Origin of the sequence: Pseudomonas sp. 10-1B, assembly GCF_000935045.1 — a bacterium.
Classification (GTDB): Bacteria; Pseudomonadota; Gammaproteobacteria; order Pseudomonadales; family Pseudomonadaceae; genus Aquipseudomonas.
Genome location: NZ_JYKS01000050.1, coordinates 48,191 through 72,296 on the forward strand (window position 1 = coordinate 48,191; position 24,106 = coordinate 72,296).

At 64.2% G+C, this 24,106-nt stretch carries 25 protein-coding genes; 13 read left to right on the forward strand and 12 right to left on the reverse strand.

Going from position 1 to position 24,106, the window contains the following annotated elements; all coding sequences use genetic code 11:
* Nucleotides 1-90: 90 nt before the first annotated feature.
* The 9 genes from TZ03_RS23330 to TZ03_RS23370 all read left to right on the forward strand — a co-directional run bounded on the left by TZ03_RS23330 (nucleotide 91) and on the right by TZ03_RS23370 (nucleotide 8,476).
* Nucleotides 91-1,737 (forward strand): acyl-CoA synthetase, encoded by a 1,647-nt coding sequence (locus TZ03_RS23330; protein ID WP_051100716.1) that lies wholly within the window; start codon nucleotides 91-93, stop codon nucleotides 1,735-1,737.
* A gap of 14 nt (nucleotides 1,738-1,751) precedes the next feature.
* Nucleotides 1,752-2,519, forward strand: a complete 768-nt coding sequence (locus TZ03_RS23335; protein ID WP_051100717.1) for an SDR family NAD(P)-dependent oxidoreductase — start codon at nucleotides 1,752-1,754, stop codon at nucleotides 2,517-2,519.
* Nucleotides 2,520-2,530: 11 nt separating this feature from the next.
* On the forward strand, nucleotides 2,531-3,724 hold the full coding sequence (locus tag TZ03_RS23340; RefSeq protein ID WP_051100718.1) for an acetyl-CoA C-acyltransferase: 1,194 nt from the start codon (nucleotides 2,531-2,533) through the stop codon (nucleotides 3,722-3,724).
* 8 nt (nucleotides 3,725-3,732) lie between these two features.
* The gene (locus tag TZ03_RS23345; protein WP_051100719.1) at nucleotides 3,733-4,860 is read left to right on the forward strand and encodes an acyl-CoA dehydrogenase; all 1,128 of its coding nucleotides are present in this window, start codon (nucleotides 3,733-3,735) and stop codon (nucleotides 4,858-4,860) included.
* 13 nt (nucleotides 4,861-4,873) lie between these two features.
* Nucleotides 4,874-5,647, forward strand: coding sequence for an enoyl-CoA hydratase (locus TZ03_RS23350; protein ID WP_051100720.1), 774 nt, complete (start codon nucleotides 4,874-4,876; stop codon nucleotides 5,645-5,647).
* A gap of 962 nt (nucleotides 5,648-6,609) precedes the next feature.
* Nucleotides 6,610-7,014 carry a TraR/DksA family transcriptional regulator gene (locus TZ03_RS23355; RefSeq protein ID WP_051100721.1) on the forward strand — a complete coding sequence of 135 codons (405 nt, stop codon included), beginning with the start codon at nucleotides 6,610-6,612 and terminating at the stop codon, nucleotides 7,012-7,014.
* 179 nt (nucleotides 7,015-7,193) lie between these two features.
* Nucleotides 7,194-7,388 (forward strand): hypothetical protein, encoded by a 195-nt coding sequence (locus TZ03_RS23360; protein ID WP_051100722.1) that lies wholly within the window; start codon nucleotides 7,194-7,196, stop codon nucleotides 7,386-7,388.
* 408 nt (nucleotides 7,389-7,796) lie between these two features.
* Nucleotides 7,797-8,267 (forward strand): hypothetical protein, encoded by a 471-nt coding sequence (locus TZ03_RS23365; protein ID WP_051100723.1) that lies wholly within the window; start codon nucleotides 7,797-7,799, stop codon nucleotides 8,265-8,267.
* Complete coding sequence (locus TZ03_RS23370) at nucleotides 8,264-8,476, forward strand: hypothetical protein (protein ID WP_051100724.1); 213 nt, start codon at nucleotides 8,264-8,266, stop codon at nucleotides 8,474-8,476. Before TZ03_RS23365 ends, TZ03_RS23370 begins: the two co-directional genes overlap by 4 nt.
* A gap of 12 nt (nucleotides 8,477-8,488) precedes the next feature.
* Here TZ03_RS23370 and TZ03_RS23375 read toward each other — a convergent pair whose 3' ends face one another.
* The 7 genes from TZ03_RS23375 to TZ03_RS23405 form a co-directional block, all read right to left on the reverse strand.
* A complete protein-coding gene (locus TZ03_RS23375) occupies nucleotides 8,489-8,860 on the reverse strand; it encodes a Na+/H+ antiporter subunit G (RefSeq protein ID WP_051100725.1) in 372 nt (123 codons plus the stop codon).
* A complete protein-coding gene (locus tag TZ03_RS23380; RefSeq protein ID WP_051100726.1) occupies nucleotides 8,857-9,135 on the reverse strand; it encodes a K+/H+ antiporter subunit F in 279 nt (92 codons plus the stop codon). The genes TZ03_RS23375 and TZ03_RS23380 overlap by 4 nt, the downstream gene beginning before the upstream one ends.
* Nucleotides 9,132-9,620, reverse strand: coding sequence for a Na+/H+ antiporter subunit E (locus tag TZ03_RS23385; RefSeq protein WP_051100727.1), 489 nt, complete (start codon nucleotides 9,618-9,620; stop codon nucleotides 9,132-9,134). The genes TZ03_RS23380 and TZ03_RS23385 overlap by 4 nt, the downstream gene beginning before the upstream one ends.
* The gene (locus TZ03_RS23390; RefSeq protein ID WP_051100728.1) at nucleotides 9,617-11,296 is read right to left on the reverse strand and encodes a monovalent cation/H+ antiporter subunit D; all 1,680 of its coding nucleotides are present in this window, start codon (nucleotides 11,294-11,296) and stop codon (nucleotides 9,617-9,619) included. Before TZ03_RS23390 ends, TZ03_RS23385 begins: the two co-directional genes overlap by 4 nt.
* Nucleotides 11,293-11,637: a Na+/H+ antiporter subunit C gene (locus TZ03_RS23395; RefSeq protein ID WP_051100729.1), complete on the reverse strand. Its 345-nt coding sequence runs from the start codon at nucleotides 11,635-11,637 to the stop codon at nucleotides 11,293-11,295. Before TZ03_RS23395 ends, TZ03_RS23390 begins: the two co-directional genes overlap by 4 nt.
* Nucleotides 11,637-14,549: a monovalent cation/H+ antiporter subunit A gene (locus TZ03_RS23400; RefSeq protein WP_051100730.1), complete on the reverse strand. Its 2,913-nt coding sequence runs from the start codon at nucleotides 14,547-14,549 to the stop codon at nucleotides 11,637-11,639. The genes TZ03_RS23395 and TZ03_RS23400 overlap by 1 nt, the downstream gene beginning before the upstream one ends.
* A 150-nt stretch (nucleotides 14,550-14,699) precedes the next feature.
* Nucleotides 14,700-15,650: a DMT family transporter gene (locus tag TZ03_RS23405; RefSeq protein WP_051100731.1), complete on the reverse strand. Its 951-nt coding sequence runs from the start codon at nucleotides 15,648-15,650 to the stop codon at nucleotides 14,700-14,702.
* A gap of 83 nt (nucleotides 15,651-15,733) precedes the next feature.
* Here TZ03_RS23405 and TZ03_RS23410 point away from each other — a divergent pair, with 83 nt between their 5' ends.
* Nucleotides 15,734-16,297: a helix-turn-helix domain-containing protein gene (locus TZ03_RS23410; protein WP_082056703.1), complete on the forward strand. Its 564-nt coding sequence runs from the start codon at nucleotides 15,734-15,736 to the stop codon at nucleotides 16,295-16,297.
* Between the two features lie 137 nt (nucleotides 16,298-16,434).
* On the opposite strand, the gene TZ03_RS23415 is transcribed toward TZ03_RS23410, so the two are convergent.
* The gene (locus TZ03_RS23415; protein ID WP_051100732.1) at nucleotides 16,435-16,983 is read right to left on the reverse strand and encodes a cysteine hydrolase family protein; all 549 of its coding nucleotides are present in this window, start codon (nucleotides 16,981-16,983) and stop codon (nucleotides 16,435-16,437) included.
* A gap of 82 nt (nucleotides 16,984-17,065) precedes the next feature.
* Here TZ03_RS23415 and TZ03_RS23420 point away from each other — a divergent pair, with 82 nt between their 5' ends.
* Both TZ03_RS23420 and TZ03_RS23425 read left to right on the forward strand, forming a co-directional pair.
* The gene (locus tag TZ03_RS23420) at nucleotides 17,066-18,049 is read left to right on the forward strand and encodes a GlxA family transcriptional regulator (protein WP_051100733.1); all 984 of its coding nucleotides are present in this window, start codon (nucleotides 17,066-17,068) and stop codon (nucleotides 18,047-18,049) included.
* 105 nt (nucleotides 18,050-18,154) lie between these two features.
* Entirely contained in the window at nucleotides 18,155-18,550 is a 396-nt protein-coding gene (locus tag TZ03_RS23425; protein WP_051100734.1) for an antibiotic biosynthesis monooxygenase, read from the forward strand.
* Here the strand turns inward: TZ03_RS23425 and TZ03_RS23430 are convergent.
* Entirely contained in the window at nucleotides 18,529-19,299 is a 771-nt protein-coding gene (locus TZ03_RS23430; RefSeq protein ID WP_051100735.1) for an alpha/beta hydrolase family protein, read from the reverse strand. The two genes, TZ03_RS23425 and TZ03_RS23430, sit on opposite strands and share 22 nt — an antisense overlap.
* Nucleotides 19,283-20,401 carry a DUF3182 family protein gene (locus tag TZ03_RS23435; protein WP_051100736.1) on the reverse strand — a complete coding sequence of 373 codons (1,119 nt, stop codon included), beginning with the start codon at nucleotides 20,399-20,401 and terminating at the stop codon, nucleotides 19,283-19,285. The genes TZ03_RS23430 and TZ03_RS23435 overlap by 17 nt, the downstream gene beginning before the upstream one ends.
* 219 nt (nucleotides 20,402-20,620) lie before the next feature.
* Between TZ03_RS23435 and TZ03_RS23440 the strand changes: the two genes are divergently transcribed.
* Nucleotides 20,621-22,429 carry an aminopeptidase P family protein gene (locus tag TZ03_RS23440; protein ID WP_051100737.1) on the forward strand — a complete coding sequence of 603 codons (1,809 nt, stop codon included), beginning with the start codon at nucleotides 20,621-20,623 and terminating at the stop codon, nucleotides 22,427-22,429.
* Nucleotides 22,430-22,468: 39 nt separating this feature from the next.
* On the opposite strand, the gene TZ03_RS23445 is transcribed toward TZ03_RS23440, so the two are convergent.
* A complete protein-coding gene (locus TZ03_RS23445; protein ID WP_025338390.1) occupies nucleotides 22,469-22,750 on the reverse strand; it encodes a hypothetical protein in 282 nt (93 codons plus the stop codon).
* Between the two features lie 190 nt (nucleotides 22,751-22,940).
* Nucleotides 22,941-23,828, reverse strand: a complete 888-nt coding sequence (gene rhtA / locus TZ03_RS23450) for a threonine/homoserine exporter RhtA (protein WP_051100738.1) — start codon at nucleotides 23,826-23,828, stop codon at nucleotides 22,941-22,943.
* Nucleotides 23,829-24,106: the final 278 nt, after the last annotated feature.

Here is a 24,106-nt window from a genome sequence, read left to right on the forward strand (position 1 = left end):
CAGCTTTGGCCATTGCCCCCAGCGCCGAGCGGCGCGAACATCGTCAGACCGAGGGTGCAACTCCAACAATAAGAAACCAGGAGTCTGACGATGCGCGATTACGCCGAGGCCGTCCGTTCGTTCAACCATCATGGTGCCGTCGACGCGGCACTGCATGGCACGCTGAACGCGCTCAATGCCTGTATCGAATGTTGCGACCGCCATGCCGGCAGTGGCCGGGTCGCACTGATCTGGGAAGACCGCGAGGGTAACAGCGCCCGCTACACCTTCGAGCAATTGCAAGGGCTGGCGGCGCGTTTCGCCAACGTGCTTCGCCAGCAAGGCGTAGGCCCTGGCGACCGCGTTGCCGGCCTCATGCCACGCACGCCCGAGTTGCTGGTGACCATCCTTGCCACCTGGCGCCTGGGCGCGGTGTACCAGCCGCTGTTCACCGCCTTTGGGCCCAAGGCCATCGAGCACCGGCTCGAACAATCCCACGCGCGGGTGGTGGTCACCGACCGCGGCAACCGCCACAAGCTCGACCAGGTCACCGGGTGCCCGACCATCATCACCGTCGGTGCCAGTGCTGGCGAGCTGGACTTCCAGCACGCGCTGGATTGCGCTGACAGCACGTGCGAGCCCGTGCTGCGCAAGGGCGACGACCCTTTTCTGCTGATGTTCACCTCGGGTACCACCGGGCCTGCCAAGCCGCTCGAGGTATCGCTCAAGGCCATCGTCGCCTTCCAGGGCTACATGCGCGATGCCATCGACCTGCGCCCCGAAGACAACTTCTGGAACCTGGCCGATCCGGGTTGGGCCTATGGCCTGTACTACGCCGTCACTGGCCCGCTGTCGCTGGGCCATGCCACCACCTTCTACGATGGCCCGTTCAGTGTAGAAAGCTGCGCGCGGGTGATCGACAAGCTGGGCATCACCAACCTGGCCGGGTCGCCCACCGCGTACCGCTTGCTGATCGCTGCCGGCAAGGACTTCGCGGCGCCGGTCAAGGGCCGCCTGCGGGTGGTCAGCAGTGCCGGTGAGCCGCTCAACCCGGAAGTGATCCGCTGGTTCGCCGACGAACTGGGTGTGACCATCCACGACCATTACGGGCAGACCGAACTGGGCATGGTGTTGTGCAACCACCATGGCCTGCAGCACCCGGTGCACCTGGGTTCGGCCGGCTTCGCCATCCCCGGCCATCGCATCGTGGTGCTGGATGAGCAGGGCAACGAGCTGCCGGCTGGCCAGCCAGGCATCCTCGCGGTCGACCGCGAGCAGTCGCCGCTGTGCTGGTTCGCTGGTTACCACGGCCTGCCGACCAAGGCCTTCGTCGGCAAGTACTACCTCAGCGGCGACACCGTCGAGCTGAACCAGGACGGCAGCATCAGCTTCGTCGGCCGCAGTGACGACGTGATCACCACCTCCGGTTACCGGGTCGGCCCGTTCGACGTGGAAAGCGCGTTGATCGAACACCCGTCGGTGATCGAGGCGGCGGTGATCGGCAAGCCGGACCCGGAGCGCACCGAACTGATCAAGGCCTTCGTGGTATTGGCCAGCGGCCACGAGGGCAGCGCCGAGCTGGAGGAAACCCTGCGCCAGCACGTGCGCCAGCGCCTGTATGCACATGCCTACCCCAGGGAAATCGAATTCGTCAGCGAGCTGCCCAAGACCCCGAGCGGCAAGCTGCAACGCTTCATCCTGCGTAACCAGGAAGTCGCCAAACAACAAGCGCAACAGGCCACCCCTGCCAGCGCCTGAAAGGAAAACCGATCATGCAAATAGCCAACAAACATTTCATCGTCAGCGGCGCTGCCTCCGGGCTGGGCGCTGCCACCGCGCAGATGCTGGTCGAGGCCGGCGCCAAGGTCATGCTGGTCGACCTCAATGCCCAGGCCGTCGAGGCCAAGGCCCGCGAACTGGGTGACAACGCGCGCTTCGCGGTGGCGGACATCAGCGACGAGCAGGCCGCGCAGGCGGCGGTCGATGCCGCCGTCAGTACCTTTGGCAGCCTGCACGGGCTGGTCAACTGTGCCGGCATCGTCGGTGCCGAGAAGGTGCTGGGCAAACAAGGCCCGCATGGTTTGGCCAGCTTCGCCAAGGTCATCAACGTCAACCTGGTCGGCAGCTTCAACCTGCTGCGCCTGGCTGCTGCTGCCATGGCCGAAGGGGCGGCCGATGAAGGCGGTGAGCGTGGGGTGATCATCAATACCGCCTCTATCGCCGCTTACGATGGGCAGATCGGCCAGGCCGCCTACGCTGCCTCCAAGGGCGCCATCGCCAGCCTGACCCTGCCTGCCGCCCGCGAGCTGGCACGCTTCGGCATCCGCGTGATGACCATCGCCCCAGGTATTTTCGAAACGCCGATGATGGCCGGCATGACCGAGGAAGTGCGCGCCTCGCTGGCCGCCGGGGTGCCATTCCCGCCGCGCCTGGGCCGCCCGCAGGAATACGCCGCGCTGGCCCGCCACATCATTGAAAACAGCATGCTCAACGGCGAGGTGATCCGCCTCGACGGTGCGCTGCGCATGGCTGCGAAGTAAGGAGAGCGAACATGACCCTCGCCAATGACCCGATCGTTATCGTCAGTGCCGTGCGCACGCCCATGGGCGGCCTGCAGGGCGACCTCAAGAGCCTCACCGCGCCACAACTGGGCAGCGCGGCCATTCGTGGCGCCGTGGAGCGTGCCGGCATCGACGCCGCCAGCGTCGAGCAGGTGCTGTTCGGCTGCGTGCTGCCGGCCGGCCAGGGCCAGGCGCCAGCGCGCCAGGCGGCGTTGGGGGCCGGGCTGGACAAGCACACCACCTGCACCACCCTGAACAAGATGTGTGGCTCGGGCATGCAGGCGGCGATCATGGCCCATGACCTGTTGCTGGCCGGCACGGCCGATGTGGTGGTGGCCGGTGGCATGGAAAGCATGAGCAATGCCCCGTACCTGCTGGACAAGGCCCGCGGTGGTTACCGCATGGGCCACGGCAGGATCATCGACCACATGTTCATGGACGGCCTGGAAGATGCCTACGACAAAGGCCGCCTGATGGGCACCTTCGCCGAAGATTGTGCACAGGCCAATGCCTTCAGCCGCGAAGCCCAGGACCAGTTCGCCATCGCCTCGCTGACCCGTGCCCAGGAGGCGATCAGCAACGGCCGCTTCGCTGCCGAGATCATTCCGGTGGAAGTCACCGAGGGTAAGGAAAAGCGCGTCATCAAGGACGATGAACAGCCGCCCAAGGCGCGCCTGGACAAGATCCCGCAGCTCAAGCCCGCCTTCCGCGAAGGCGGCACGGTGACTGCCGCCAACGCCAGCTCGATTTCCGATGGTGCTGCGGCGCTGGTGCTGATGCGCCGCTCCGAAGCTGCCAAGCGCGGCCTCAAGCCGCTGGCGGTGATCCACGGCCACGCCGCATTCGCCGACACCCCGGCGCTGTTCCCGACCGCGCCGATCGGCGCCATCGACAAACTGCTGAAGCGCACGGGCTGGAACTTGGCCGATGTCGACCTGTTCGAGATCAACGAGGCCTTCGCCGTGGTCACCCTGGCGGCCATGAAGCACCTCGACCTGGCACATGACAAGGTCAATATCCACGGTGGCGCCTGCGCCCTCGGCCACCCGATCGGTGCTTCCGGCGCGCGTATCCTGGTGACCCTGCTGTCGGCCCTGCGCCAGAACAACCTGCGCCGTGGCGTGGCGGCCATCTGCATCGGCGGTGGCGAGGCCACTGCCATGGCCGTTGAATGCCTGTATTGAGGTGAACCATGCTGGTAACTGACGAGCAACAACAAATCGCCGATGCGGTACGGGCGTTCGCCCAGGAGCGCCTCAAGCCGTTTGCCGAGCAATGGGACAAGGCGCATCGCTTCCCCAAGGAAGCCATCGAGGAGATGGCCGAGCTCGGCCTGTTCGGCATGCTGGTGCCGGAACAGTGGGGCGGTAGCGACACCGGTTACGTGGCCTACGCCATGGCCCTGGAAGAAATCGCCGCCGGTGATGGCGCCTGCTCGACCATCATGAGCGTGCACAACTCGGTGGGCTGCGTGCCGATTCTGCGCTTTGGCAGCGAGCAGCAAAAAGCGCAGTTCCTCACCCCGCTGGCCAGCGGCGCAATGCTGGGTGCCTTTGCCCTGACCGAACCGCAGGCGGGTTCTGACGCCAGTAGCCTGAAGGCCCGCGCGCGTCTGGACGGCGACCACTATGTGCTCAATGGCAGCAAGCAGTTCATCACCTCCGGGCAGAACGCCGGGGTGGTGATCGTGTTTGCCGTTACCGACCCGGCTGCCGGCAAGCGCGGCATCAGTGCCTTCATCGTGCCCACCGATTCGCCGGGCTACCAGGTGGCGCGGGTCGAGGACAAGCTCGGCCAGCACGCCTCCGACACCTGCCAGATCGTCTTTGACAATGTGCGCGTGCCGGTGGCCAACCGCCTGGGCGCGGAAGGCGAGGGCTACAAGATCGCCCTGGCCAACCTCGAAGGTGGCCGTATTGGTATCGCCTCGCAGGCGGTGGGCATGGCCCGTGCGGCGTTCGAAGTGGCGCGCGATTATGCCAACGAGCGGCAAAGCTTCGGCAAGGCGCTGATCGAACACCAGGCCGTGGCCTTCCGCCTGGCCGACATGGCGACGAAAATTGCCGTGGCCCGGCAGATGGTGCTGCACGCCGCTGCATTGCGCGATGCCGGGCAGCCGGCGCTGGTGGAAGCGTCGATGGCCAAGCTGTTTGCCTCGGAAATGGCCGAAAAGGTCTGTTCGGATGCCTTGCAGACCCTGGGCGGTTATGGCTATCTGAGTGACTTCCCGCTGGAGCGGATCTACCGCGACGTTCGGGTCTGCCAGATCTACGAAGGCACCAGCGACATTCAGCGCATGGTTATTGCGCGCAATCTTTGAAGGAGCGGACTGCATGGCATTCGAAACCATCCTGTTGGACATCCACGGCAAGGTCGGCCTGATCACCCTCAATCGCCCGCAGGCGCTGAATGCGCTGAACGCGCAGATCGTCGGCGAGATCAACCAGGCCCTGGACCAGCTCGAGCGTGACCCGAACATCGGCTGTGTGGTGCTGACAGGCTCGGCCAAGGCCTTTGCCGCTGGTGCCGACATCAAGGAAATGGCCGAGCTGCAATACCCGCAGATCTACGTCGACGACCTGTTCAGCGACTCTGACCGCATTGCCAACCGGCGCAAGCCGATCATCGCCGCGGTGTCCGGTTTTGCCCTGGGCGGCGGTTGCGAGCTGGCGATGATGTGCGACTTTATCCTCGCCGCCGACAATGCCAAGTTCGGCCAGCCGGAAATCAACCTCGGTGTGTTGCCGGGCATGGGCGGCACCCAGCGCCTGACCCGCGCGGTGGGCAAGGCCAAGGCCATGGAACTGTGCCTGACCGGGCGCCTGATGGGGGCTGAAGAGGCCGAGCGTGCTGGCTTGGTGGCGCGTATCGTGCCGCAGGCGGAGCTGGTGGAAGAGGCGTTGAAAGTGGCCGCGACCATTGCCAGCAAGTCGATTCCGGTGAGCATGATGGTGAAGGAGAGCGTCAATCGTGCGTTCGAAGTGACCCTTAGCGAGGGGGTGCGCTTTGAGCGGCGGGTGTTCCATGCGGCGTTCTCTACTGAAGATCAGAAAGAGGGTATGGCGGCCTTCATCGCCAAGCGCGAGGCGCAGTTCAAGGATCGTTGATCAGACTCGGTTAGTTGCCGTTGCCGTTGCCGTTGTTTTTGCTTCTAAGCGCGCGGTAGTTCAGGCAACACAGATTGCGACTTCAGGAGGCCGAGCGAAGGGCATGCGGAGGGAGGTGACGGGCATGGATGCCCGTCAAGCGCTGAGGCCCCATGGATGGGGCCTGCAGCGCGTACTCCCGGGAGCATGCCCGTAGCGAGGGGACCCCGGAGCGCAGCGTAGGGGCCGGATGATGGGAGCGGGCGGCTTTGGTTACTTTGGCCAAGACCAAAGTAACCCGCCGGAAGGGCGGAAAGGTGACTTGGCGCCACCATCGCGAACGAATGTTTACCCTCTGTTAAGGCCCACGCTTCAGAGCAAGAGCAAGAGCTTATGCGGCGGTATTGAAACGGCGAACAGTCCGTTTGCGATGGCGACGCTTACTCACCTTTTCGCCCTTACGGCGAGTCACTTTTTGTCAAACGCGACAAAAAGTAACCAAAAAACGCATGCGCTCCCATCATCCGGCCCCTGCGCTGCGCTCCGGGGTTCCCTCACTCCGGCCTCGCTCCCGGGAGTACGCGCTGCAGGCCCCATCCATGGGGCCTCAGCGCTTGACGGGCATCCATGCCCGTCACCTCCCTCCGCAAGGCCTGCGTTCGGCCTCCTGAAGTCGCGAAGATCAAGATCAAGATCAAAAGCCAGATCAAAAGCCAGATCAAAAGCCAGATCAAAAGCCTAAGCCAGAGCCGCACTCACAGTATGGCGAGGGCAGTGGGGTTGAACTGAAGGCACCGACCAGCGGATTCTAAGCAACGGAAGCAAATTCGCACCCATTTGCAGTTGCTCCACGCGACGTGGCGCCTTAGACTTCCGCCCCCTGTAAAAGAGTGCCGGTTGGCGCTTGAAGAATTCCGCTGCCGATGCCAAGGCGTCGGCGGCACCCGAATCGCCCAAATGCACATTTTTTCATAGAGAAATCGATGACCAAGGAACAGTTGCTGGCCATGTCGGCCGATGACTACATGAACGCTGACCAGCTGGCTTTCTTCGCTGGCCTGCTGCAGGCGATGAAAGTCGAAACCCATGAACGCATCGAGCTGAGCCGTACCACCATCGAAGGCCTGGACACCCCGTCGGACCCTGCTGACGTGGCTTCTGTCGAGGAAGAGCGTAGCTGGCTGGTCAATGCCATCGACCGCGACCAGCGCTTGCTGCCACAGCTGGAAATGGCCCTGGACCGTATTGCCGACGAAAGCTTCGGCTGGTGCGATGACAGTGGTGAGCCGATTGGCCTGAAGCGCCTGCTGATCAGCCCGACCACCAAGTACTGCATCGAAGCCCAGGAGCGCCACGAGCAGCTCGACCGCCACCAGCGCCAGGTATAACCCCGCGCGCGGTGCCAAGCCCCACGGAGCGATCCCTGGGGCTTTTTGCGTTTCTTGCCAGCTGCTGGCTTTGTTGCCCCGCGCGTAACACTGCTGTACGGCGATGTGCTGTTACCTCGCCGTGGGCAGGCGTATCATGGCTTTATCGTTAGGGTGCTAATTAAATTCCGGAGGGAATGATGAATAGCCGGGTCGATGTAGCCGTGATGATTGGTTCGGGTGTGCCAGCCACACTGCAGGCGCTGGGCAAGCGCATCTGCTGGGTGGTGCTGGTCAATGGCGAGCGCCGTGGTACCGCATTCGCCACCCGTGAGGAGGCGCTGGAGTGTCAGGCTGCTTGGCTGCAGCAGTTGAGGAAAGGGCTGGCAGCCTGAGCGCCTTGAGTGCTCCGGGCGAGCAGGCGGGGTGTTGCCCAGGCCGTTGGTATGTAAGAAATGCGCTTTGCCTCTCGACGGATTTCGGTGTTTTCGTGCATATTCTTTCTCCAGTAATGCGCTGATGGATGACAGAGCCCGTTCTTGCGCGCGCTCTGGCATTGCCTGCCGCATCTTTTTTGGCGGGTTTGTTGTCAGATATTACGCTTCCCGAGTTGGGAATATGTCGAAAGCCTGTATTGAGGCCAGATCTGGCAAGCCAGAGTAAAGAATCCTGCACGCTGTATCGCCAGCGGGCGCAGACATTTCGCATATCGCTTCATTACTCTTTTCGCCTATCGATAAGAAATGGCCGTGCCTCACCGAGCTTGTGTGAGGGCGGGTTGTAACCGGTTGAGGATTACTTCATTGGCAGTCAACACTCTTGATACCCATGCGTTGTTCGCCTTGGGCGATTTGCGCGGAAAATTGGCCAAACTGTTCCAGGGCCGTTTTGTCTATGTCACCGAACAGAACCCTGAGGGCCTGTATATGGCCGAAATCGACACCGAAAGCGCATTGGTGGTCGATGACAAACAGCGCCTGGAACTGAAAGTCGGCGACCATTTCCGCGCTGCCGTATTACCCAGCCGGGAAGGTGGCAAACTGGAAATGCGTTTTCGCGAAATCAAGCTGAATGTTTATGGCGTGGGTGATTACGCGTTCGTGTCGGTGCCGGAAGGCGAGGGCATCGTATTCCGTGAAGGCCACGGCGTGATGCTGGTCTTCGCCGCGCAGCAGCAGGTGCAGGAAGGCCTGGGCAAGTTGCTCAAGGCGGTGACCGGCAAGGTTGCCAAATGGCGCAAGGGTGAGTTGACCACCTTCAAGGCCAGTGAATGACTCACGCTGACCACGCGCCTGTCACACGTGCCGAGTTTCATCGCCGGCATCAGGCCGATGCCGTGGCCGAGGCCGAGCGTTTGCTGGCCAGGCGCGAGAAACTGCAAGGCGCTTGGTTGAATTGGGTGGCAGGCGAACTGTACCGCCTCGGCCCGCCCCCTTATGCCGCCATGGTCCGGCGGGAGTTGCAGCGCCTCAGCCAAGGGTGAGGCGGCAACCCCTCAGTTGCCGTGGTCGCGGCCGTTGCCGCTGCTGATTTCTTCGGGTACCGGCTCTTTCGACATGCGTTTGCGAAACAACGCTGCCCGGGCCAGCAACAGCGTGGTCACCGGCACGGTGATCGACAGCAGGATCGGAATCAGCCAGGCGTGCAGTATCGGCGCTTCCTTGAGCCATGAAAAATAGATGATCGAGGCCAGCGCCACGCACCAGGCCCCAATGGTCGAGGCGAGTGCCGGCGGGTGCATGCGCTGGAAGTAATCCTTCAGGCGCACCAGGCCCAAGGCACCGATCAGGGCGAACAGGCTGCCAGTCAGCAGCAGTACGGCACAGACCAGCTCCAACCAGAAGGGCAGTTCGAGGGTTTCAGTCATTCGATCACCTCACCGCGCAGCAGGAACTTGGCCAGGGCAAACGAGCCAACGAAACCAAACAGCGCAATCAGCAGGGCACCTTCGAAGTAGGTGTCACTGGCATAACGGATGCCCAGCACCAGCATGGTCAGCATGGCCAGGATGTACAGGTAGTCCAGCGCCAGCACCCGGTCCTGGGCAGACGGGCCGCGGAACAGCCGGATCAGGGCCAGGGCCATGGCCAGGGCGAAGATGAACAGGCTGGCGAGGACGGCATGGTCAAGCAGGCCTGTCATTGGAAAATCTCCATCAGCGGGCGTTCGTAGGTGTCTTTGAAGTGCTCGATGAAAGCCGCCTCATCGTCCAGGTCGAACACATGCAGCAGCAGTACGCTGCGGTCCAGCGCAAGCTCCGACCAGACCGTGCCCGGCACCACCGTGGTGATCATCGACAGCGCCGCCAGGCCATGCGCATCGTGCAGGGCCAGCGGGATGTGCACGAACGCCGAGCGTGGCGGCCGCTTGCCGCCACGCAGTACGCCACGGGCCACCTGCAGGTTGGAGATGATCACATCGCAACCTACCTGGATGATCAGCCGGGCGATGACCAGTGGCCGCCGTACGTGGGCATGTTGCGGGCGCAGCGGCGCCATCAGCAGCGGTGCCAGCACGCCAAGCGCAGCACCCAGCAGCAGGTTGCCGGGGCTGACCGAGAGGTTCAGCAGCAACCACAGCCCGAACAGCGAGACCGATAACAGCGGGGCGGGGAACAGTCGGTTCATGGCTGTACCTGTACGTCGAGCGAGGTGGGGCCAGGGATCGGCCGTGCGGCCATCACGGCTTCGATGTAGGTGTCGGGGGCCTGCAGGCTGGCGGCGGTGTCCTGGGTGTAGCGCAGCAATGGCTCGGCCTTGAAGCTGAGGATGATGCACAGGCCGAGCAGGATGACGATGGGCAGGCACTCATACCGGCGCAGCACCGGCGACGGGCGCTCCTCGGGCTTCCAGAAGCGCTGGATGCCAACGCGGCCGAAGGCGATCATCGAGGCCATGCCGGACAGGATCAGCAAGGCCACCAGGCCCCAGCCCGCCGCGCCCAGCGGTTGTTCGGCTGGCACGCCCAGCCCCTGCGGGTTGAACAGTGCGCTGATCAGGTTGAGCTTGCCGACAAAGCCCGACAGCGGCGGCATGCCGATGATCAGCAGGGCGCAGGCGATGAAGCTGAGGCCGAGGAACGCCATGGTCCACGGGATGATCTGGCCGATCACCGCCTTTTGCTCATCGTCGAGGTTGATGCCCTTGGGCGGGTGCAGCGATTCCAGCGGTGGCGGTATGCTGTCTTCTTCTTCGTCCAGCGGCGCCTCATTGGCCGAACGCGAACGTTCGACCAGTTCGGCGAGTAGGAACAGCGCGCACAGCGCCAGGGTCGAGTTGACCAGGTAGAACAACGCTGCGCCAGTCAGTGCCGCCTGGGCGAAGCCGACGGCGCCGAGCAGGGTGCCGGCCGAGACCAGAATGCTGAGGGCAGCCATGCGCTCCAGGCGCTGCGCGGCCAGGATCGACACCGCCGCCACCGCCAGGGTGACCAGGCCGCCGTACACCAGCCATTGGCTACCGAAGTGCGCCGAGGCCCCGGCCTGGCCGGAGAACAGCAGCGTCCACAGGCGCAGCACCGCATACAGGCCGACCTTGGTCATGATGGCGAACAGCGCAGCCACCGGCGCGCTGGCCGAAGCATAGGCCGGCACCAGCCAGAAGTTCAGCGGCCAGATGCCGGCCTTGACCAGGAAGGCCATCGCCAGGATGGCCGCACCGGCGTGCAGCAGGCCCCGGTCGGCCTCCGGCACCAGCGGAATCTTCAGTGCCAGGTCGGCCATGTTCAGGGTGCCGGTCACCCCATACAGCATCGCCGCGCCGATCAGGAACAGCGACGAGGCGAACAGGTTGATGGCGATGTAGTGCAGGCCGGCACGCACCCGGGCGCGGCCCGAGCCATGCAACAGCAGGCCATAGGAGGCCGCCAGCAACACTTCGAAGAACACGAACAGGTTGAACAGGTCGGCAGTAAGGAAGGCGCCGTACAGGCCCATCAGCTGGATCTGGAACAAGGCATGGAAGCTGGCCCCGGCGCTATCCCAACGGGCGCGGGCGAACAGCAGGGCGCTGAAGCCGATGATGCCGGTGAGGGTCAGCAACAGGGCCGACAGGTGGTCCACTACCAGCACGATGCCGAACGGTGCCGGCCAGTTGCCCGGCAGGTACACACCGATCGATTCCGCCTGGCCCTGGGTGCGCACCCACAGCAGCAGGCTGACCGCGATGGCCAGGCCGGCGAAGGTCGACAGCAGGTTCAGCCGGGCCTTGATCTGCCGGTGCTTCTCGCCCAGCAGCAACATCACCGCTGCTGTCATCAGCGGCAGCAGGATGGGGGCGACGATCAGTTGACTCATGCCACTCATTCGTCACGCTCCCGGCCATCCACATGGTCGGTACCGGTCAGGCCGCGCGAGGCCAGCAGCACCACCAGGAACAGCGCGGTCATGGCGAAGCTGATGACGATGGCGGTGAGCACCAAGGCTTGTGGCAGCGGGTCGGTGTAGTGCAGCAGGTCCTGGGGCACGCCATTCTTGATGATCGGCTCCTTGCCGATGAACAGGCTGCCCATGCTGAAGATGAACAGGTTGACCCCATACGACAGCAGGCACAGGCCCATGATCACCTGGTAGGTGCGGGGACGCAGGATCAACCACACCCCCGAGGCGGCCAGGACGCCGATGGCGACTGCAATGACTTCTTCCATCAGGCGGCTCCTGCTTGACTGGTTTTCGACGGGTTGCCCGGGCGGGCGCGCACCGACTGGTGCGCCAGGGCAGTGAGGATCAGCAGGGTCGAGCCGACCACCACGGTGTACACGCCGACATCGAAGAACAGCGCGCTGGCCACGTGCACATCACCGAGCAACGGCAGGTGCAGGTGGGCGGTATGGGTGGTGAGGAACGGGTAGCCGAGCAGCATGGCGCCGACCCCGGTCAGGGTTGCGCACAACAGCCCTGTGCCCATCCAGCGCAGCGGCCGCAGGCTCATCTGCGCTTCCACCCACTGGGTGCCGGCCACCATGTACTGCAGGATGAACGCCACCGACATCACCAGGCCGGCGACGAAGCCGCCACCTGGCTGGTTGTGGCCGCGCATGAACAGGTACATCGATACCAGCAGGGCGATCGGCAGCAGCAGGCGCACCAGCACCGCGGGCACCATCATGAAGCCCAGGGCGGTATCGGTGGCATGCCGCGGGTTGATCAGGTCGGTGGCCACGTCGGGCGCCAGCTGGCGCTGCTGCGCCGGCAACTGCATGCTCTCCTTCGGTGGACGGAAGCGCCGCAGCAGGGCGAACACGGTCAGCGCCACGGCCACCAGCACGGTGATTTCACCCAGGGTATCGAAACCGCGGAAGTCGACCAGCATGACGTTGACCACGTTGGTGCCGCCACCCTGGGGCAGCGCCCGGCTCAGGTAGAACGAGGAAATGTCGTTGGGCGTCGGCCGGGTCAGCATGGCGTAGGACATCACCGCCATGCCGCCACCTACCAGCACCGCCAGCAGCAGGTCGCGCAGGCGGCGCATGCGCGCACGCTCCAGGCTGCCTGGCAATGGCGACACGCCTTCGATACGCCGTGGCAGCCAGCGCAGGCCGAGCAGGATCAGCACGGTGGTGACCACTTCCACCGCCAGTTGGGTCAGGGCCAGGTCGGGTGCGGAGAACCAGACGAAGGTGATGCAGGTCATCAGCCCGCAGACACTGACCATGATCAGTGCCGCCAGGCGGTGGTACTTGGCCTGGTAGGCGGCGCCGATGGCGCAGGCAATGGCGATCAGCCACAGCGCGACGAACACGCCCGAGCCCGGAATCTTCGGCCGCTCGCCCCAGCTCAGGCCGCTGTAGAGCAGGGGCGTGAGGCCGGCGAGGAAGGCCGCGAGCACCAGCATGAACAGCTGCGACTGCAGGCGACGGCTGGTGAGCAGGCGCTCGATGCGCCGCGCCAGCAGCATCAACTGCACCTGGCCACGCTCGAACAGGCGCTTGCCGTTGAAGCGCTCGATCACCGGCGGGTAGGGGAAGCGCCCCAGGCGCAGTTGCTTGCGCAGCAACAGGTACAGCACGATACCGCCGCTCATCGCTACCAGGCTCATGATCAGCGGCGCGTTCCAGCCATGCCAGATGGCCAGGCTGTACTCCGGCAGGGTACCACCCACCACCGGCAAGGCGGCAGCGGCCAGCAGCGGGCCGACCGACTGGGCGGGGAAAATGCCCACCACCAGGCAGGTGAGCACCAGCAGTTCGACCGGTGCGCGCATCCAGCGTGGCGGTTCGTGCGGGGTGTGGGGCAGGTCTTGGGCAGTGGGGCCGAAGAAGACATCGACGGTAAAGCGCAAGGCATAGGCCACGCTGAAGGTACCGGCGAGGGTGGCGATCACCGGCAGCGTCGCTTCGACCCAGGCGGTGGAGCTGATGAACACGGTTTCGGCAAAGAACATTTCCTTGGACAGGAAGCCGTTCATCAGCGGCACGCCGGCCATCGAGGCGCTGGCCACCATGGCCAGGGTAGCGGTATACGGAACCAGGCGGATCAGGCCGCTGAGGCGGCGGATGTCACGGGTGCCGCTTTCATGGTCGATGATGCCGGCGGCCATGAACAGCGAAGCCTTGAAGGTGGCGTGGTTGAGAATGTGGAACACCGCGGCCACGGCGGCCAGCGGGCTGTTCAGGCCCAGCAGCAGGGTGATCAGGCCCAGGTGGCTGATGGTCGAGTACGCCAGCAGGCCCTTGAGGTCGTTCTGGAACATGGCGGCGAAGGCGCCGAGCAGCAGGGTGAGGGCGCCGGCACCGCCGACGATCCAGAACCACTCGTCGCTGCCCGACAGCACTGGCCACAGGCGCGCCAGCAGGAACACCCCGGCCTTGACCATGGTGGCGGAGTGCAGATAAGCCGATACCGGGGTGGGCGCTGCCATGGCGTGGGGCAGCCAGAACTGGAAGGGGAACTGCGCGCTCTTGCTCAGGGCGCCGATGAGAATCAGGGGCAGCAGCACCGGGTACAGCGCATGCTGGCGGATGGTTTCGCCGGCAGCCAGGACCTTGTCCAGGTCATAGCTGCCGACCACATGGCCGAGCAGCAGGGCACCCACCAGCAGACACAAGCCGCCCGCGCCGGTCACCATCAGCGCCATGTAGGCGCCGCGGCGGGCGTCGGCGCGGTGGTGCCAGTAGCCGATCAGCAGGAAGGAGAACAGGCTGGTGAGTTCCCAGAAGAACACCAGCTGGATCAGGTTGCCGGAGATCACCAGGCCGAGCATGGCGCCCATGAAGGCGAGGAAGAAGGCGAAGAAGCGTGGTACCGGGTCTTGCGGCGACATGTAATAGCGGGCGTACAGCGACACCAGCGTGCCGATGCCCAGCACCAGCAGCGAGAACAGCCAGGCGAAGCCGTCCATGCGCAGTACCAGGTTCAGCCCCAGGCTGGGCAGCCAGAGGAATTCTTCGCGAATCACCCCACCGTGGGCAACCTGAGGGTACAGCAGTGCTACCTGGACGGTGCCGACCAAGGCCACGAGCCCGGCTAGAATGGACTCGGCGTTACGTGCGTTGTGCGGCAGCACAGCTGCCAGGCAACTGCCCACGAACGGCAGAAGCAATAGCACTATCAATGACATAGCGTTCTATTCTGGAGAAGTTTGCAAGGAATAATACGTGCCGAGGGGGTGATCACCAACCCGCAAGCTGTCGCAGAATCATACAAACAGGCTGTGACAAGCTGTTTTTTTATAACAGTTTTTTACAAAGCATAGCTGCAGTTGGCAGCTTTACAGCCCGGCCTGGCGTTCGCCTTCGTCCTGCATTTCGCATGCCTCGGTGGCTTCGCGCGGGCGGCGCACCTTGAGTTCGCTGACCACCACCGCAATCACGATCAGCAAACCGCCAAGCAAGGCCACACCCGGCAGGCGTTCGCCGGCGATGCGCCCGACGATCCCGGCCCAGACCGGCTCGCCGGCATAGATAAGGGTGGCACGGGTGGGTGAAACCGACTTCTGCGCCCAGTTCATCGCCACCTGGATCACCGCGCTCATGGCGCCCAGGCCCACGGCGCTGACCAGTAGCAGCCAGGAGAAGTCGGGAATGCGCTCCTGGGTCGGGACGATCATCAGGAATGCCAGCAGCGAAGCGGTCGCCAGTTGCACCACGGTGACCCGGCGCACATCGACCTGGCCGGCGTAGCGGCTGATCAGGATGATTTCGCCGGCGATGGCGACAGCGCTGACCAGGGTCACCAACTCGCCCTCGCTCAAGTGCAGGTTGCCACCCTCCGGCCCGGCCAGCAGCATGAGGCCAATGAATGCCAGGCAGATGCCGATGCTGGGCATCAGGCCCGGCCGCCGGCCCAGGATCAGCCACTGCAGCAGTGGCACGAACGGCACGTACAGCGCGGTGATGAACGCCGACTGGCTGCTGCTGATGGTTTGCAGGCCCATGGTCTGCAAGCCGTAGCCGAGCATGATTGACACGCCGATCAGCATGCCGGCCTTGAGTTCGGTGAAGGTCAGCCCGGGCAACGCCCGTGCCGAGACCACGCCAACGAACAGTGCCGCCGCAGCGAAGCGCAGGCCGACGAAGAACATCGGGCCGCTGACGGTCATCACGTTATGCACCAGCAGGAAGGTGCCGCCCCACAACATGGTGATGAACACCAGCACCAGTTCGGCCTTGCTCAGGCGAAAGGTAACGGCGGGGGTCGGCTTGCTGCTGGGCTGGCTCATGGTCTTGCGCACTCGGACGGGGCGGCGCACAATCGCCGCAAAGTGGGCAGTATACTGCGCAATCTCGACCAGTGAGCAATATAGTGCACAAAGATTCGTCGCACCGGGCGTCGGTGCTGCAACATGTCAGCTTCAACGTCCGCAGCCTGCGCAATGCCGCCGGCATGAGCCAGGCGGCATTGGCCGAGCGCTCCGGGGTCAGCCGGCGCATGCTGGTGGCGATCGAGGCGGGCGAAAAGAATGTCAGCCTGACCACCCTCGACCTGATCGCCGAAGCGTTGGGCGTGGCCTTCAGTACCCTGATCCAGGCACCCGACCAGCGTGACCCCGGGCGTATCGACGAACTGGCCTGGGCCGGCGAGTATCCGCAGAGCCGGGCAGTGTTGCTCGGCAGTAGCCTGGCTCGGCGCGAGGTGGAGCTTTGGGAATGGACCCTGGCACCGGGGGAGTGCTATTCCAGTGAGGCCGATGCCGAGGGCTGGAGTGAGCAGATCTATGTGGCCGAAGGGCAACTGACGCTGATCATCGAAGGCGCCGAACATCGCTTGCAGGTGGGGCAGTTCCATGTGTTCCCCAGCAACTGCCGGTATGCCTACCGCAATGATGGCGCGGTGGTGGTGCGCTTCGTGCGCAATGTGGTGATCTGATCGAGTAGCACTGTTGTCTCAGGGGCCTCATCGTCGGCAAGCCAGCTCCCACCTCGACCGCATGAGTCTCAAGCCCTGTGCAGTACCTGTGGGGCTTGCCGACGATGAGGCCCGTACGCACACCACAATGCTCGCGGTCAGTCGCCTATCAGTTCATCGGTCTTCACCACCTTGGCATAGGCAAACGCCAATGCTGCCATCGCCGAATCATGCACCTGCGCTGCTGGCACCTGTTTGCCGTTGAACTCCAGTGGCAGGGTCGCGCAGGCATCGTGTGCCACGGTCACCTCATAGCCCAGGTCGGCCGCGGCACGGGTGGCAGCGTCGATGCACATGTGGCTCATGCTGCCGACGATGGTCAGTGCCTCGACGCCATGGCGGTCCAGCGTGGTCTCGAGGTCAGTACCGAGGAAAGCATTGACCTTGTGCTTGAGCACCACCGGCTCGCCCGCCACCGGTTCGACCTTGGGGTGGATCGCCGCGCCTTGCGATCCAGGCGCAAAGAATGGCGCGTCAGGGCTGTCGAACTCATGCCGCACATGCACCACCAGGTCGCCCCGCTCGCGCGCCGCCGCCAGCAGGCGCGCGGCATTGTCGGCTGCCTGGTCGGCGCCATCGAGGGTCCATTTGCCGCCCAGGAAGTAGTCGTTCTGGATGTCGATGATGATCAGCGCTTGCTTGTTCATGCTGCCTCCTCTGGCAGTAGTCGTTGGATGACGTTAGTTATAGGCTGTGTGCACTGACCTGAGGATTGGCGCGAACGACACTATGCGGGCAAAAACTGACACCCCGGCCAGCCTGGACATAGGCCTGCTGCTGTACCCCGGCGTGCAGCGCGCTGCCGTGCATGGCTTGGCCGACCTGTTCACCGTGGCCAACCGGGTCGCTGCCGAGCTGGGCGCCGTCGACTTACCGCAGGTCCGCGTCAGCTTCTGGCAGGCAGATGAGGCGGGGCAGTTGCTGCCTGCCCCTGATAGCCCACCCGCCGTCGCATCCGGCCTGCGTGTGCTGATCATTCCGCCGAGCCTGGAATCGCCACCGCAAGCCGCACTGCTCGACCGCCACCGCCCGTCGTTGTGCCAGTTGCACGGGCGCGGCACGGTGCTGGCGTCGGTGTGCATCGGCGTGTTCTTCATCGCCGCCAGCGGCCTGCTGGACGGGCGCCAGGCCTGTACCCACTGGAATTACGTGCATTCGCTCGCCCAACGCTTCCCCAAGGTGCGGGTAGAGGCCCAGCAGCCGTTGCTGGACGATGGTGACATCGTCACCTCGGCCGGTTTGATGGCCTGGACCGGCTTGGGCTTGCGCCTGCTGGAGCGCTTCCTCGGCGCGACGGTGGCGCGGGAGACTGCCCGTTACCTGGCGGTCGAGCCGGTCGCGGCACCGCTGCCCGGCGCCCTGTTCAACCCGCGCCTGGACCATGGCGACGAGGCAGTACTGAGAGTGCAGCACTGGTTGCAGGGTAACGCTGGCCAGGATGCCGACCTTGCCGCCATGGCTGCGTGCGCGGGCCTGGAAGCGCGGACCTTCCTGCGGCGTTTTCGTGCCGCCACGGGGCTGCGCCCAACCGAGTACTGCCAGCAGGTGAGGGTGGGGCGGGCATGCCGCTTGCTGGAATTCACCCGGCGCAATGTCGAGCAGATCGCCTGGGGTGTCGGTTACCAGGACCCGGGCGCGTTTCGTAAAGTGTTCCAGCGCATCACCGGCCTGACCCCGAGTGATTATCGACGACGCTTCGCGGTATCAGGTTAGGGGCACGCTGTTGCCAGCGCCGAAAAACCACTTGACCTTGACTTTACTTGAGGTTTTACCCTGCTCGGCATCGCGCTGCATGCGTCCGTAGCCAGGAGAACGTTGATGATGGCAATACCTCACGCCCTGTGGTTTACCCAGATGATCGAATATGAAGTACCGAGCAGCTGCCAGCAAGCGTTGGCCCAGGCACTGGTGGCGCGCAGCGAGGAACTGGCCACGCGCTGTGAAGGGTTGCAAGGCGTCAGCATCCAGGCCAGTGACGATGGCAGCCGGGTGCTGCAGTACCTGCAATGGCAGTCACGCCAGGCGTGGGCTGCGGCGGCGGTGTATTTCGTCGAGGAGCCGTTCCTGGAACTGCTTGGCCAGCATCAGGCGCGTGGCGTCAACTTCGCCGCTTACCAGACCTTGCGCAGCCTGGTGCGCGGCGCCGATGGCGGCCTGCATTGCCAGGTGGGTGAGCGCCAGGTGGGTGAGCCTCAGGCATACCAAGGCGCATAGTGCGGGTAGCGCTCCAGGCGGGCGCCGATGACCATTTCGCTGATCCATGATGCCAGGATCGAGCTATAGGCTTTCTGGTTCGCTTCGCTGGACAACGCATGGTCGGCGCCATCGACGATGCGGTGGGTGAGCGAGTGGGCGCTGATGAATGCCGAACGGTAGCTCATCAGCGTGCTGTGCGGCACGTAGTCGTCCTGCTCGGACTCCACCAGCAATACATCGCCAGCGAATTCGGCGCAGGCCGCCAGCGCGCGGTTGTCCGCCGGGCCGAGCGGGCGCTGGCGGTAGGCGTTCAGCCGTTGCCGGTCGAGTGTTTGCTTGGGCGTGTCCCATTCGTCGTCCCAGTACATGGCGGGGACCCGCAGGGCCAGCCATTTGACCGGGCGCTCGCGGGTCAGCAAGGTGGCCAGGTAGCCGCCGTAGCTGCTGCCGATGATGGCAATGGCGCTGCTGTCCACGGCCGGGTGGCTGAGCAACCGGTCGTAAGCCACCACCAGGTCCTTGAGGTTTTGCTCGCGGGTGACCGTCAGGCGTTGGCTTTCGGTTTTTTCGTGGCCGCGCAGGTCGAAGGTCATGCACACGCAGCCCAGCCCGGTGATATGCCGGGCGCGGGCCAGGTCGCGTTGCTGGCTGCCGCCCCAGCCGTGGACGAAGAGGATGCCTGGCATCTTGCTACCGGGGCTGACCAGGGTGCCGACGATGCTGTCGTCCTCGACCTGCAGTTCAACGGTTTCACTCTGAATGGTCATGTTCGCGAATCCGCGCAAATTTACTGAGTTGTCCGAGTTCACTGTCGTGTCCTTGATAATAGAGGGTGGCGTCAGTGGGAAGGTCGGGGGAGCCGAACACTTCATGGGTGGAAGCACGCACCCGTTGCAATGTCGGGTCGTCGGCAAACGCTTGCAGGGCCAGCAGCTCGGCACTGCTGGCACCGCCCAGGCGCCAGGATTGTTCGAGTACGCCACTGCGCAGGTGGCCCTGAGGGTTCAGGCCGCGGGCGATGTCGTAGTTGCGCCGCGAGGCGATGAAGCCAGCGAAGTGCTGTTCGGCGGCCAGCTCGTAGGCTATCGCCTGGTTGATGGCCAGGCGTAGATGGTCTTCCAGCGGCAGTTGCAGCAGTGCCTGGTAGTCGCCACGCACCACGACCAGGTCGGAACCGCCGTACACCTCCGTGCCTTGATGGTCGTGGGTCAGTTGCTGGGTGCCGTGGTAGCTGCAGGTCAGGCCGGCGACGCGCACCTGGCCGACACTGAAAGTTTGCACGTCGCTCAGGTCTTCTTCCAGGACCAGCCCCCACAGCTCCAGGTCCTGGTCATCCATGCCCGCCAGCAGTGGCTCCAGTGCATCCGCCGTGGCGATGACCTGTTGCCCGCGGCCTGCGCAGGCCAATACCGGCTTGACCCGCACGGGGCCGTCCACCAGCAGCAGCTGTGCGGCGGTGCGCGCATCGGCCTTGCTGAACACGGTGTAGCCGCGCAGCAGGGCGTCGCAGGCCTGACGAGCGAAGGCGTCGGTCCAGCCTGGCGGGAAACTGGCCCCGGCCGGCAGGGGGTGGGAGATCGCCTTGGTCGCCATGTAGGGGTAGGCAACCATGCCGCCAAACAGGTCCTGCTCGCTACGGATACCCATGGCGGCATGGTGCTGGGTGCCGATCAGGGTTTCGGTGGGCAGGTAGTAGTAGCCATCGCTAGCGGTTGCCGGGTGGCTGGGTTGTACGTGTGGGCAGCCCAGCAAGTGGGCCAGGCCATCGGCAAGCTTGAGGTGCACGGCATGCTCGTGGTCAGGAGTGTGTTCACGGGTATCGAGCAGCACTACAGCGGTTTTCGGGGCGCAGGCACTGGGCATGGTCATTTGCCTGTGTGCAATGAATGTATTGAGTGTGAAGCCTGTAGGTTTTGGAAGTTCAGCGAGACTTGATCGGTGGTCCTGACGCTGCTGTAGGAAGTTTCCTGTTTGCATAGGTGTGATGGGCAATACATGCCGTGTGTTGGCCGCCACGATTGCAGGGCCGAGGTGGCTGCTCCATTATCGGCACATTGGATTAACCGTGATGTAGCCGCAGGAGAGCGCATGAACGTTCAGAGCACCATTGGGCAAAGTGTGCCGCAGCGCCTGGCCCTTGTGCGCCAGGCCATGGTCGCAGAGGGTATCGATGCCTTGCTGGTACCCTCGGCCGACCCCCACCTTTCCGAATACCTGCCTGGTTACTGGCAGGGCCGTCAGTGGCTGTCGGGTTTCTACGGCTCGGTCGGCACGCTGGTGGTCACGGCAAGCTTTGCCGGGCTGTGGGTCGACAGCCGTTACTGGGAGCAGGCGGAGCACGAACTGGCAGGCAGTGGCATCGAGCTGATGAAACTGTTGCCGGGCAAACCCGGGGCGCTGGAGTGGCTGGGCGAGCACGTCGAGGCCAACGGCAGCGTTGCCGTGGATGGTGCGGTCATGGCCCTGGCTTCGGCGCGTCAGCTGGGCGAGCGGCTGAAGGCGCGCGGGGCGAGGCTGGTGACCGACAAGGACGTGCTGGGCCAGGTCTGGGACGGGCGCCCGGCGCTACCAGGCAACCCGGTCTACCAGCATTTGCCGCCGCACGCCACGGTGAGCCGGGCCGAAAAACTGGCGCAGTTGCGCCAGGACATGCAGGCCAGGGGGGCCGACTGGCACTTCATCGCCACCCTCGATGACATCGCCTGGTTGTTCAACCTACGTGGCAGCGATGTGTCCTACAACCCGGTCTTCGTGGCCTTCGCCCTGATCAGCCAGCAGCAGGCAATCCTGTTCGTTGGCGAGGACAAGGTCGATGAGCATCTACGCAAGGTGCTGGCGGTCGATGCTATCGAGGTGCGCGGTTACAGCGAGGCCGGCAAGGCCCTTGGTGCCATGCCGGCCGGCAGCCGCTTGCTGGTCGACCCAGCCCGGGTGACTTGCGGCCTGCTGGAAAACCTGCCGGCCGAGGTGGAACTGGTCGAGGGGCTCAACCCCACGACCCTGAGCAAGGCATGCAAAGCTGAGGACGACCTGGTGCACATCCGCCAGGTCATGCAGCAGGATGGTGTGGCCTTGTGCGAGTTCTTCGCCTGGTTCGAGGCCAGCCAGGGGCGGGAGGTGATTACCGAGTTGACGGTTGACGCGCAGTTGAGTGCCGCGCGTGCCCGCCGCCCGGGGTTTGTCTCGTTGAGTTTCTCGACCATTGCCGCCTTCAATGGCAATGGGGCAATGCCGCATTACCGCGCCACCGAGCAGTCGCATGCGGTCATCGAGGGCGACGGTTTGCTGCTGATCGATTCGGGCGGGCAATACCTGGGTGGCACCACCGACATCACTCGCATGGTGCCGATAGGCAACCCCAGCCTTGAGCAAAAGCAGGACTGTACGCGCGTGCTCAAGGGCATGATTGCCCTGTCGCGAGCCACCTTCCCGCGTGGGGTACTGTCGCCGCTGCTCGATGCCATTGCCCGGGCACCGCTCTGGGCAGACCAGGTGGATTATGGCCACGGTACCGGGCATGGGGTGGGCTACTTCATGAATGTACACGAGGGGCCGCAAGTGATTGCCTACCAGGCGGCAACCACGCCGCAGACCGCGATGCAGGTGGGCATGATCAGCTCGATCGAGCCGGGTACGTACCGGCCAGGGCAGTGGGGCGTGCGTATCGAGAATCTGGTGGTCAACCGCGAGGCGGGCAAGAGTGCCTTCGGCGACTTCCTGAACTTCGAGACCTTGACGCTGTGCCCGATCGACACCCGTTGCCTGTTGCCCGAGTTGCTTGCGCGGGAGGAGCTGGACTGGTTGAACGGCTATCACGCCACGGTGCGCGAGCGCCTGGCGCCCTTGCTCAAGGGCGATGCACTGGCCTGGCTGGAGGCGCGTACCGCGCCGCTATAAGGGCAAATGAAAAGGGCAGCTTGCGAGCTGCCCTTTTTGCTACTTGCAGATGACGATCATGCTGCGGCTGGTGTAACCCGCCGGGTTGATGCCGAACAAGTAGTCACCGGGTTCTTCATCGCTATCGCCCGAGCGTGCAATGACTCGGTAGCCGCGGGTGCTGCAGGAGCTCGCCGCCTTGCTGTAGCAGTTGTCCCACGAGGAGGAAAGACCGGAGCAATTGATATGCAGGCCCTTCTTGCCCCTTTTGACCTCGGTCTTGGCCGTGGCGGCACATCCAGCAATAGCCAAGATGGCCAGGATGAGCAAAATACGTTTCATTCCTGTCCTTAAATGCAGGGCGCATCAGCTGTCTGGCCCTGTCGTTATCGCTTTGGTTCTTCCTGAAACTTCCCCAGCGTCCGTGTTCGGTCCAGTAGATAGCGTAAAGATGATGATTCTGTGACAGCTTAATCAGCGAGACGGGTCGCTACAATCACTATTCCTGTCTCAAATGAAAATATTTCTCATATCAATCCGCTGCGACGGCTGGGCTGGGCTCCTTGCGCATGGACAGGGTGGTGCCGACCGATGCGGTAATGATCGCCAGAATCGCCAGCCATTGGGTGGCCGTCAGTACCTCGCCGAGGAACAGCAGGCCAGACAGCGCGCCGAACGCCGGTTCGATGCTCATGAGGGTGCCGAAGGTGCGCGCCGGGATACGGGTGAGGGCAACCATTTCCAGGCTGTAGGGCAGGGCCGTGGACAACACCGCCACGCCCAGGGCCATGGGGATCACGGCGGGGGTGAGCAAGGTGCTACCTGCATGAACGATACCGATGGGGGCGACGAACAGCGCGGCAACCACCACCCCGAGCGCGGCGCTCTGGATGCCGTGCTCGGCTCCGGCACGTTGCCCGAACAGGATGTACAGGGCCCAGCACACGCCGGCGCCCAGGGCATAGGCGGCGCCCAGCGGGTCGAGTGCCTGCCCGCCATGGCCGGCAGGCAGCAACAGCAGCAGGCCGGCGATGGCCAGGGCAATCCACAGGAAGTCGATCGGGCGGCGCGAGGAACAGATCGCCACGGCCAGCGGGCCGGTGAACTCCAGGGCCACGGCGATGCCGATCGGTACGGTTTGCAGGGCCATATAGAAGAGGAAGTTCATGCCACCCAGCGCGATGCCATAGATGACGACGTTGCGTAGGGTGTTGGCGGTCATGCGTACCCGCCACGGGCGCAGTATCAGCAGCATGATGATACTGGCGAAGATCAGGCGCAGGGTGGTGGTGCCTTGTGCGCCGATGATGGGGAACATGCTTTTGGCCAGGGATGCACCGGACTGTATCGATGCCATGGCGATGAGCAGCAGGCCGATCGGGAAGAGGGTGGCGGCCAGGCTGCGGGGCTGGGTGTTCATTTCTGCGCGGCGATCCTTGAGCGGGGTTGGGGTGGTGAGCAATATAGTGCGCAATTGCCGGGGCGGGGGGCAAGGTGTCTGGCGGGAGTTTTGTGGTGCCTATGAGATCGAGCGCCGCCCGCGCGGCGCATCGCCGGCAAGCCGGCTCCCACATCTGTTTCGGGCCAGTCCAGCCTGTGCCATTGGCGCGCGCGCCCTTGTCTCTTCTCTTCACCATCGAGGGTTGCGCCACTGCCCTTCAGCAATCTCCAGCCATAGACCCAGGGAGCGAGTGCGGA

Excerpts from the sequence above, each read along its gene's own strand:
- TZ03_RS23375 (WP_051100725.1), bottom strand. The coding sequence starts at position 8,860 with ATGACTGAAACCCTCGAACTGCCCTTCTGGTTGGAGCTGGTCTGTGCC.
- TZ03_RS23400 (WP_051100730.1), bottom strand. The coding sequence starts at position 14,549 with ATGTCATTGATAGTGCTATTGCTTCTGCCGTTCGTGGGCAGTTGCCTG.
- TZ03_RS23335 (WP_051100717.1), top strand. The coding sequence starts at position 1,752 with ATGCAAATAGCCAACAAACATTTCATCGTCAGCGGCGCTGCCTCCGGG.
- TZ03_RS23395 (WP_051100729.1), bottom strand. The coding sequence starts at position 11,637 with ATGGAAGAAGTCATTGCAGTCGCCATCGGCGTCCTGGCCGCCTCGGGG.
- TZ03_RS23420 (WP_051100733.1), top strand. The coding sequence starts at position 17,066 with ATGCGGGCAAAAACTGACACCCCGGCCAGCCTGGACATAGGCCTGCTG.
- TZ03_RS23360 (WP_051100722.1), top strand. The coding sequence starts at position 7,194 with ATGAATAGCCGGGTCGATGTAGCCGTGATGATTGGTTCGGGTGTGCCA.
- TZ03_RS23445 (WP_025338390.1), bottom strand. The coding sequence starts at position 22,750 with ATGAAACGTATTTTGCTCATCCTGGCCATCTTGGCTATTGCTGGATGT.
- TZ03_RS23385 (WP_051100727.1), bottom strand. The coding sequence starts at position 9,620 with ATGAACCGACTGTTCCCCGCCCCGCTGTTATCGGTCTCGCTGTTCGGG.
- TZ03_RS23380 (WP_051100726.1), bottom strand. The coding sequence starts at position 9,135 with ATGACAGGCCTGCTTGACCATGCCGTCCTCGCCAGCCTGTTCATCTTC.
- TZ03_RS23345 (WP_051100719.1), top strand. The coding sequence starts at position 3,733 with ATGCTGGTAACTGACGAGCAACAACAAATCGCCGATGCGGTACGGGCG.
- rhtA (WP_051100738.1), bottom strand. The coding sequence starts at position 23,828 with ATGAACACCCAGCCCCGCAGCCTGGCCGCCACCCTCTTCCCGATCGGC.
- TZ03_RS23405 (WP_051100731.1), bottom strand. The coding sequence starts at position 15,650 with ATGAGCCAGCCCAGCAGCAAGCCGACCCCCGCCGTTACCTTTCGCCTG.
- TZ03_RS23390 (WP_051100728.1), bottom strand. The coding sequence starts at position 11,296 with ATGAGTGGCATGAGTCAACTGATCGTCGCCCCCATCCTGCTGCCGCTG.
- TZ03_RS23350 (WP_051100720.1), top strand. The coding sequence starts at position 4,874 with ATGGCATTCGAAACCATCCTGTTGGACATCCACGGCAAGGTCGGCCTG.
- TZ03_RS23425 (WP_051100734.1), top strand. The coding sequence starts at position 18,155 with ATGATGGCAATACCTCACGCCCTGTGGTTTACCCAGATGATCGAATAT.
- TZ03_RS23340 (WP_051100718.1), top strand. The coding sequence starts at position 2,531 with ATGACCCTCGCCAATGACCCGATCGTTATCGTCAGTGCCGTGCGCACG.
- TZ03_RS23435 (WP_051100736.1), bottom strand. The coding sequence starts at position 20,401 with ATGACCATGCCCAGTGCCTGCGCCCCGAAAACCGCTGTAGTGCTGCTC.
- TZ03_RS23355 (WP_051100721.1), top strand. The coding sequence starts at position 6,610 with ATGACCAAGGAACAGTTGCTGGCCATGTCGGCCGATGACTACATGAAC.
- TZ03_RS23330 (WP_051100716.1), top strand. The coding sequence starts at position 91 with ATGCGCGATTACGCCGAGGCCGTCCGTTCGTTCAACCATCATGGTGCC.
- TZ03_RS23440 (WP_051100737.1), top strand. The coding sequence starts at position 20,621 with ATGAACGTTCAGAGCACCATTGGGCAAAGTGTGCCGCAGCGCCTGGCC.
- TZ03_RS23430 (WP_051100735.1), bottom strand. The coding sequence starts at position 19,299 with ATGACCATTCAGAGTGAAACCGTTGAACTGCAGGTCGAGGACGACAGC.
- TZ03_RS23415 (WP_051100732.1), bottom strand. The coding sequence starts at position 16,983 with ATGAACAAGCAAGCGCTGATCATCATCGACATCCAGAACGACTACTTC.
- TZ03_RS23370 (WP_051100724.1), top strand. The coding sequence starts at position 8,264 with ATGACTCACGCTGACCACGCGCCTGTCACACGTGCCGAGTTTCATCGC.